The 6,448-nt window shown below is 37.4% G+C and carries 10 protein-coding genes and 2 pseudogenes; 4 read left to right on the top strand and 8 right to left on the bottom strand.

Annotated elements, in window-relative coordinates; translation table 11 throughout:
- From ACFILU_RS01965 to ACFILU_RS01935, 7 genes and pseudogenes are all read right to left on the bottom strand, one after another.
- A pseudogene (locus ACFILU_RS01965) lies at positions 1–258 on the bottom strand (recombinase); the annotation flags it as partial.
- A 97-nt stretch (positions 259–355) separates the two neighbouring features.
- On the bottom strand, positions 356–601 hold the full coding sequence (locus ACFILU_RS01960) for a hypothetical protein (protein WP_375674509.1): 246 nt from the start codon (positions 599–601) through the stop codon (positions 356–358).
- Positions 602–769: 168 nt separating this feature from the next.
- The gene (locus ACFILU_RS01955) at positions 770–1,366 is read right to left on the bottom strand and encodes a hypothetical protein (protein WP_375674507.1); all 597 of its coding nucleotides are present in this window, start codon (positions 1,364–1,366) and stop codon (positions 770–772) included.
- Positions 1,367–1,377: 11 nt separating this feature from the next.
- A complete protein-coding gene (locus ACFILU_RS01950; protein ID WP_375674505.1) occupies positions 1,378–1,650 on the bottom strand; it encodes a hypothetical protein in 273 nt (90 codons plus the stop codon).
- A gap of 40 nt (positions 1,651–1,690) precedes the next feature.
- Positions 1,691–2,449 carry an antA/AntB antirepressor family protein gene (locus ACFILU_RS01945; RefSeq protein WP_375674503.1) on the bottom strand — a complete coding sequence of 253 codons (759 nt, stop codon included), beginning with the start codon at positions 2,447–2,449 and terminating at the stop codon, positions 1,691–1,693.
- Positions 2,450–2,514: 65 nt separating this feature from the next.
- Positions 2,515–2,889 (bottom strand): hypothetical protein, encoded by a 375-nt coding sequence (locus ACFILU_RS01940; protein ID WP_375674502.1) that lies wholly within the window; start codon positions 2,887–2,889, stop codon positions 2,515–2,517.
- A 244-nt stretch (positions 2,890–3,133) separates the two neighbouring features.
- Positions 3,134–3,751, bottom strand: a complete 618-nt coding sequence (locus ACFILU_RS01935) for a S24 family peptidase (RefSeq protein ID WP_375674510.1) — start codon at positions 3,749–3,751, stop codon at positions 3,134–3,136.
- A gap of 83 nt (positions 3,752–3,834) precedes the next feature.
- On the opposite strand from ACFILU_RS01935, the gene ACFILU_RS01930 reads away from it, so the two are divergent.
- Positions 3,835–4,209, top strand: a complete 375-nt coding sequence (locus ACFILU_RS01930) for a hypothetical protein (RefSeq protein WP_375674500.1) — start codon at positions 3,835–3,837, stop codon at positions 4,207–4,209.
- 99 nt (positions 4,210–4,308) lie between these two features.
- A complete protein-coding gene (locus ACFILU_RS01925; RefSeq protein WP_208431513.1) occupies positions 4,309–4,674 on the top strand; it encodes a hypothetical protein in 366 nt (121 codons plus the stop codon).
- 78 nt (positions 4,675–4,752) lie between these two features.
- Here ACFILU_RS01925 and ACFILU_RS01920 read toward each other — a convergent pair whose 3' ends face one another.
- Positions 4,753–5,541 (bottom strand): hypothetical protein, encoded by a 789-nt coding sequence (locus ACFILU_RS01920; protein WP_375674499.1) that lies wholly within the window; start codon positions 5,539–5,541, stop codon positions 4,753–4,755.
- Positions 5,542–5,670: 129 nt separating this feature from the next.
- On the opposite strand from ACFILU_RS01920, the gene ACFILU_RS01915 reads away from it, so the two are divergent.
- A complete protein-coding gene (locus tag ACFILU_RS01915) occupies positions 5,671–6,039 on the top strand; it encodes a hypothetical protein (RefSeq protein ID WP_375613947.1) in 369 nt (122 codons plus the stop codon).
- Between the two features lie 165 nt (positions 6,040–6,204).
- Positions 6,205–6,448, top strand: a pseudogene (locus tag ACFILU_RS01910) (hypothetical protein); the annotation flags it as partial.

Here is a 6,448-nt window from a genome sequence, read left to right as displayed (position 1 = left end):
GCTTTTAGTATGTGTATTAAGGGCGTTTTGTTCGATATTTTTGTATTCCATTTGCATAGTAGAAAGATCACGGACAAAGTTTTGGCGCTCTTGTCGTTTTATCTCTTGTTCTCGCAATTCAAGAAGACGCTTGAGACGATCCAGATCAACATCATTTTCTAAAGCTCTTTCTAAAATAAGCTCCATAGCTGTAGGTTTGATTTCACAATTGTTCGTTGTTTCCACTAATTCCGTTTGTGTGGTACTTAGTTCACTCATCTTGATTTCCTCCTATTTGAGCGCAATTCTCCCGTGGCGTGAATCACGCTGGTGTTTAAAAGTTGGTTGTGTGGTTAGAAAGGGACGTCTTCCCCTGTTAAGTTTTCTGTCTTTTCCTTGTAAACAATTTTGTAATCGGCATAAATTTGTGCGTCGCCATAAATTCTTGGATCTCCATCAATAATTGCATATTTGTAAATTTGTGCGTCCCCAAAAATATCCCCCCATATACTTTTGCGTTATCATAAACTTGTGCATTGCCATAAACGCGTGCAAAATAAGCAACTTTCGCGTTACCAAACACTTTAGCGCTGTCGTAAACTTCGGCACCACAATAAACCATAGGTCCATTACTAACCCAACAGTCGGCTTCATGACTTAGGTTGTCCTCATACTCTATAAAGCCCCCAAGGTTACCTTTCTTGACGCCACCAAAATCTCTTAATGCTCTAATTCGGTGAAGCGTAAATCCATCAACATTAATTGTTTCATCAGTAAGCTCGTATTTTTTTCATCTGGTCTTTTCTCCAGTTGATATGGCGTTATAGTCATCAACGTGTGCGCTACGGTAAACTTTTGCATCACCGTAAACTTTTGCTTCTCCGTAAATTTCTGCATTATCGTAAACACGTGCTTCATCGTAAACGCGTGCATCATTGTAAACTTTTGCACGCCCATGAACATGTGCATTGCCAAAAACCAAGGCATCACCAAAAACCTTGGCATAACCGTAAATCTCTGCATTATGGGAAATGCATGCCTCACCGTAAACGTGTGCATGATCATAAATTTTAGCATCACCATAAATCCTTGCACTATCGCACACATCTCCGTCTTTAACTTTTGCAGTGCCATAAACTTCTGCCTTATCGGAAACGCGTGCATAACCGTAAACCTCTGCCCTGCCGTAAACGCATGCATCTCCAAAAACACAAGCCTTATACCAAATCCAACAATTGCCCTCATGGGATAAGTTGCCTTCATGCTCTATAAGACCGCCTAGGTCGTCTGCTTTAATACCACCAAAGTCTCGTAAGGCACGAATGCGGTGGAGAGTTTTACCTTCAATCTCCATTGTTTCATCAGTAAGTTCGTATTTATTTTCCATGGTTTTTGCCTCTACCTTAAGATAGCATCACTTCCATAAAATGCTGTTTTGCCAGCTACTATGGCATTACCACCAACTTTTGCGTTATTATAAACTTCGGCATCATCATAAACCTTAGCATTTTCATAAACCCACGCCTCACCACCAACCCAGCAATTGTCATCATGGCTAAGATTTCTTTCACTCTCTACCCAGCCACCAAGATCACCTTTTTTAACATCTCCAAAGTCTTTTAATGCACGGATACGGTAAAGCGTTATTCTATCAACTTTAATTGCCGTCATCAGTCAGTTCGTATTTCTTTTTTATCATAATAACCTCCTCTTAATGCATGCTTTGTCTTTTAAGCTCTTGAGACAGCACTCCAATTCCTTTTGCTGTGACTTTTGCGCAAGGAATGACCTTTTCTATTCCATTTGCGGTTTGAAGTGTGATGGTTGGACAATCCATAAGTTTCTTTTGGATTTTGTCTTGATAAGGAAGCAAATTTCCACCTGCTCCACGTCTATAAATCCACCCTTTTTGCTGTAAGAAGAGAATGAACTGTTTTGGTTTCATCTCGAGTATTTTAGCGGCTTCTGTAAGACCGAAGAGTCCATCATGGCGCTGTAAGCTTTCAAGAGCAGCTGCTTTTGGTTTAAGGATACTCACTTCACTTTTTAAGGTCTCTAATTGTGTGACGCTTTCTAAAAGAAGTTTCTTAACAAAGAGAGGATCTTCTAAAGCGTTTGCAAGGTCTAAAGGTTTCTTTGCACGCCGTTCACATTCAATAAAATATTGACGGGCTTGTTTACCTTTTTCATTACGCTCTACCATGGCGAGCTCTTTTGCCATGTCTAATGTGAGGTGATAGTCTATAGCTGTAACAGCTCTAGATTTTGCGCTCCCCAATTTTGGGGACCGCAAATCTTGTGTTTTTATGAAATCATTTCCCTCTTCAAATTCATATTGATGAATACGGTCCTTAATCCAAGTAGAGAAATCTTTCCCAATTTCCAAAAATTCATGCAATTCACGAGCGTTGACCGTTTGAACGGTTTCGTGTTTGATTGTATTGTGCTGGATAGCAATAGGCTTTTCCATTACGAACCTCATGTTGATGGGATTGATGAATGAAAGGGGGCGCTTTTAAATGCGCCCTTCAGAATTTAAAGCACATCACAAGGACGCAAACGGTGTTGTTGTTCGTAAGTACCGTAAATCTCATCATTATATTTTTCGTCTGCGATCTCGTCTAAAAGTCTATTGTAAACATCACTTTCACGTATAAAGTAATGAACCTCACTATCTTCATCGAGACGTTCAATATTTTCTTTTACATATGCCTCTGCGATCTCTTCAGAAATATCTTCACAGTTCTTTTCAGAAGGATTGATGCGAAAGATTTGGATTGCATCATCTGCCTCATCAACAATGCTTAGAATTTGGCTTTTATCCAGTGGTCCCGATCGACCAATGTTTTGATCATCACCATAGACAACTAATAAAATTTCATTGGAATTTATAAGAATTGGCTTATCCATAATTTTTCCTCCCTAACGCCTCTTGGCGATTGTTTGTGCGTGGTTTATGGATATATTAGTACATTATGCACTAAAGATAGTCAAGTACATAATGTACTATTTTTTAAAAAAAATAAAAAAAGACGAATCACGGCACAATTTAGAGAATCAAAATTTTGCTGTTTACTGATAAAAATCAAGCAAACTTGCTTCAATCTGTTGATGGCAATCTAATCGATAACGTGAACAGAGAATCGTATTGTGTTTACATATCAAGAATAGTGCGCCGTACACGACCTATTATAGAGATAGCGCCTTCAAGTTTTGGAGCCTTTATTGTTTTGTCGTATGAAGCGGACTGAAAAGGAGGATCATCATTAGGTCTGTATCGTTTATATGTCGCTTGTCCAGATTCATCTGCAATTACATAGCAGGCATTAGGCACAAGTTTTTTGTCTCGCATATTTACAAATATTATAGAATCTGGAGGGCTAATTTTATTCATAGATGCCCCATCTACACGTAAAGCAATCCATTCACCGGCAGGAAGATTAACAGCCTCTGTCATAGGATAATCTGAAAAATCCATTATCCCATCTTGCTCGCTTAATTCTCCAGCGCTAATCCATGAAACGACAGGAATACTTATATTGAGGTTAGGATTTTCTTGAGGAGACTCGCCATACAAAATCCACCCCGGATCTACATTAAATACTTGTCCATAGAGCTCGGCTATTTGGCGCGAAATACCACGATTTCCATTTTCGTGACTAATTAGGGTATTTTGATTAAGAGCTGGTATAGCGCGCGCAGCTTCGCTTGGTGTTGCGTATCCAGCATTCTTACGCGCTATTTTAAGTCTATCTTTTGGCAAATAAGTCATTTGTACATTATCCACTATTTTTTTAATTCATTGTGTACGATTTTATCTTGATTTAAAATTGTACGTAATGTACTATTTGTGTCATGGTTAATGATTTTTATGTCAAAAGTTTGATTGAATCTTGGGGATCTATACGCCAATTTGCAAAAGAAATTGGTTGTAGCTATGAGGCTGCGCGTAAAATGCGTGATCGCAATAGTATTTCTCCAAAATACTGGAATATAATTATTCAGTTGTCTAAAGCCAAGGGTCTATCTTGGGTTACACTAGATTGGTTCCTACATAATTATGGGAGTAAATCCCATAGAGTTGTTCGTCCAATGACAAAACGAAGAAAAGATACGCTTCATCTGGTGGAGAAAATTAGTACAGCAAATGCATCACAAACAGTAATATCTTCTCATATTGCTGCCCCTACAGATAATAACGAACATCAACAGCAGCATTCACACTCTTAAAGAAGAAAGATCATGAGAAACGGAATATTGAAGAAACTCTGCACACGGATTTGTGGATTAATAGGTTGTAATACGAAAATTGAGAATGGAGATAAGTTTGTGAAAGAATTTATACAAATACCGGATCGTGATTGTAGCATAGAAGATCTTATAAAACGACATAGAACTCATACAAAAGTTCTTGCAAAACAAGAAGAATGGCATAAGTCACAATTTGATAATTGGATGAGATGGCATGAAGCAACTCTTGCAGAACGAGATAAGTCAATTGAACAACAGCAAGTAGTACTTGAAAACCTATCCTCTTTAATTAAGCAAAAAAATGAAACGCTATACAGCCAAAGGCTAAAGTTAGCTTCACAGATGAAAGTTATTGATGAATTAAATAATAAAATCACTGAGTTAATCAACAAAAAAGAAGAACCGAGATTGATCGATTTTATTTTTGCAGGAGAAGTTTTTTAATTCTGGTGTCATTAATCCCAAAAATGAGGGTCGTTAATTAAAAGCGGATCTTTGGGATTAACTTCATAATAGGTCTGTTTAATCGCAATAAATGTGTTTGTAAGGTGTTTCTAACGCCCAGAAATAATCAGTGATTAATTCATCTGGATTTTCGGGTGAAGTGTATTCAAGAGTACAATTCACAATGTTGTGAGCATTGTATTCAGATTCGCTTATGCTTAATAGGAAGTAAAGAACAATGCACTCACTAGCAGTTATACGAAATAAATCTAAAGTAAACGATAATGTAGCATTCGATTTGACCTCTTTGGGATCTAAAGAAATGCGTTTGGGTGTTGTTCTCTTAATGACGACAGGATCTTTTTCTTTTGATAGATCAGACCGCCACTTATCAGACTTCCCCTCATCAAATCGACAAGCATTTTCAAGAAATTCAAAGGAGTAGTGTTCCGTTATTTGTATGTTTTTTATTAAAATATCTTTTTTTGTTAGATTTCTAACCTTCAATATGAGCTCAGCATATAAGAGACCACTTTTTTGGTCTATTATATCGGTGCACGCTTCCCACTCTAGGTATCTCCTTGAAGGGCGTAACAAAATTCTAATATGTTCTTCTGACCATTTGGCAAGATCTTTTATCGATTTCGCTTGCTCTTTAAGGGCTATCGTCTGTTCCTGGCTTTCTGCAAATTGCTTGCTTATCCATTCTTTATCTTCTTCTCGTTTTTTTGCAGCTTTTTCTAAATCATCTTTGCGGATTTTGGTTGCTTCTTTACGGTCTTTATTTCTTAAAATAAGCGCTACAGAAAGCGACACAGCAAATGACACAAAACCTGTAAGAAATATCTTTATCCATTCTTGCATCATAACTCCCCCCACTTTTTTAGAATCGCTGGGAGCGATACTTTTTCATAAATATTTTTTCAAGACAAGCAATCACAACGCGCTCTGTCACAACAGCACCCTTCACACTCTTAAAGAAGAAAGAAAGTAAAGATGGATTATGGTTTAGCGGCAATTATTATACTTTTTACGACCAATGTAATTACGGTTTTTTGTTTGTGGGCCTATCGTAAAGTTTTTTATTTATATCGTAAAAAAGAGCAAAGCTATGTAAATGTTTTGCAAAAATCATATTATACTTTTTATATTTTGAAAGATTTAATACAGGAAATAGGTTTTCCAGAAGGCTGTACAATCGTTTTTAATAATTCTGATTGGAATTTTTCTTTTGATGAAAACAACCATTTAATAGCCAAAAATTCTTTAGGACCAGAATTGTCCATAAAGATGCATGGCGACACAAAATATTTCAAAGAAAACTCTCAAAAAATTTTTGAAAAACACAATCGATCCAAACATTGAATGTAACGAGATGAGGCATGCAGTGTATTTTTGAATTGAGTGAGTTCATTTTTTTTAATTTATGACTAAACGCTCTGTCATAACACACATATAAATACGTAGAGCCTTAAGGGGGGATNTCTGTCATAACACACATATAAATACGTAGAGCCTTAAGGGGGGATTATGATCACTAACGCACAAACCATTTTATGTCTTGATCTAGGGACCAAGACAGGCCGGGCGATACGTGGTGCGGATGGTTTTATCACAAGCGATACAGAAGATTTTCAATCACGCCGCTTTGAAGGCGGTGGTATGCGTTATTTACGCTTTAAACGGTGGCTTGCTGAACTAAAGAGATCTGTTGATGAAATTGACGCGGTGTATTTTGAAGAGGTGCGCCGGCATGTGGGTACAGACGCTTCTC

The organism is Bartonella sp. CL100XZDX (assembly GCF_042195375.1).
GTDB lineage: Bacteria > Pseudomonadota > Alphaproteobacteria > Rhizobiales > Rhizobiaceae > Bartonella.
The sequence above is the reverse complement of the archived record's forward strand: the minus strand, read 5'-3'. Positions and strand labels throughout refer to the sequence as shown.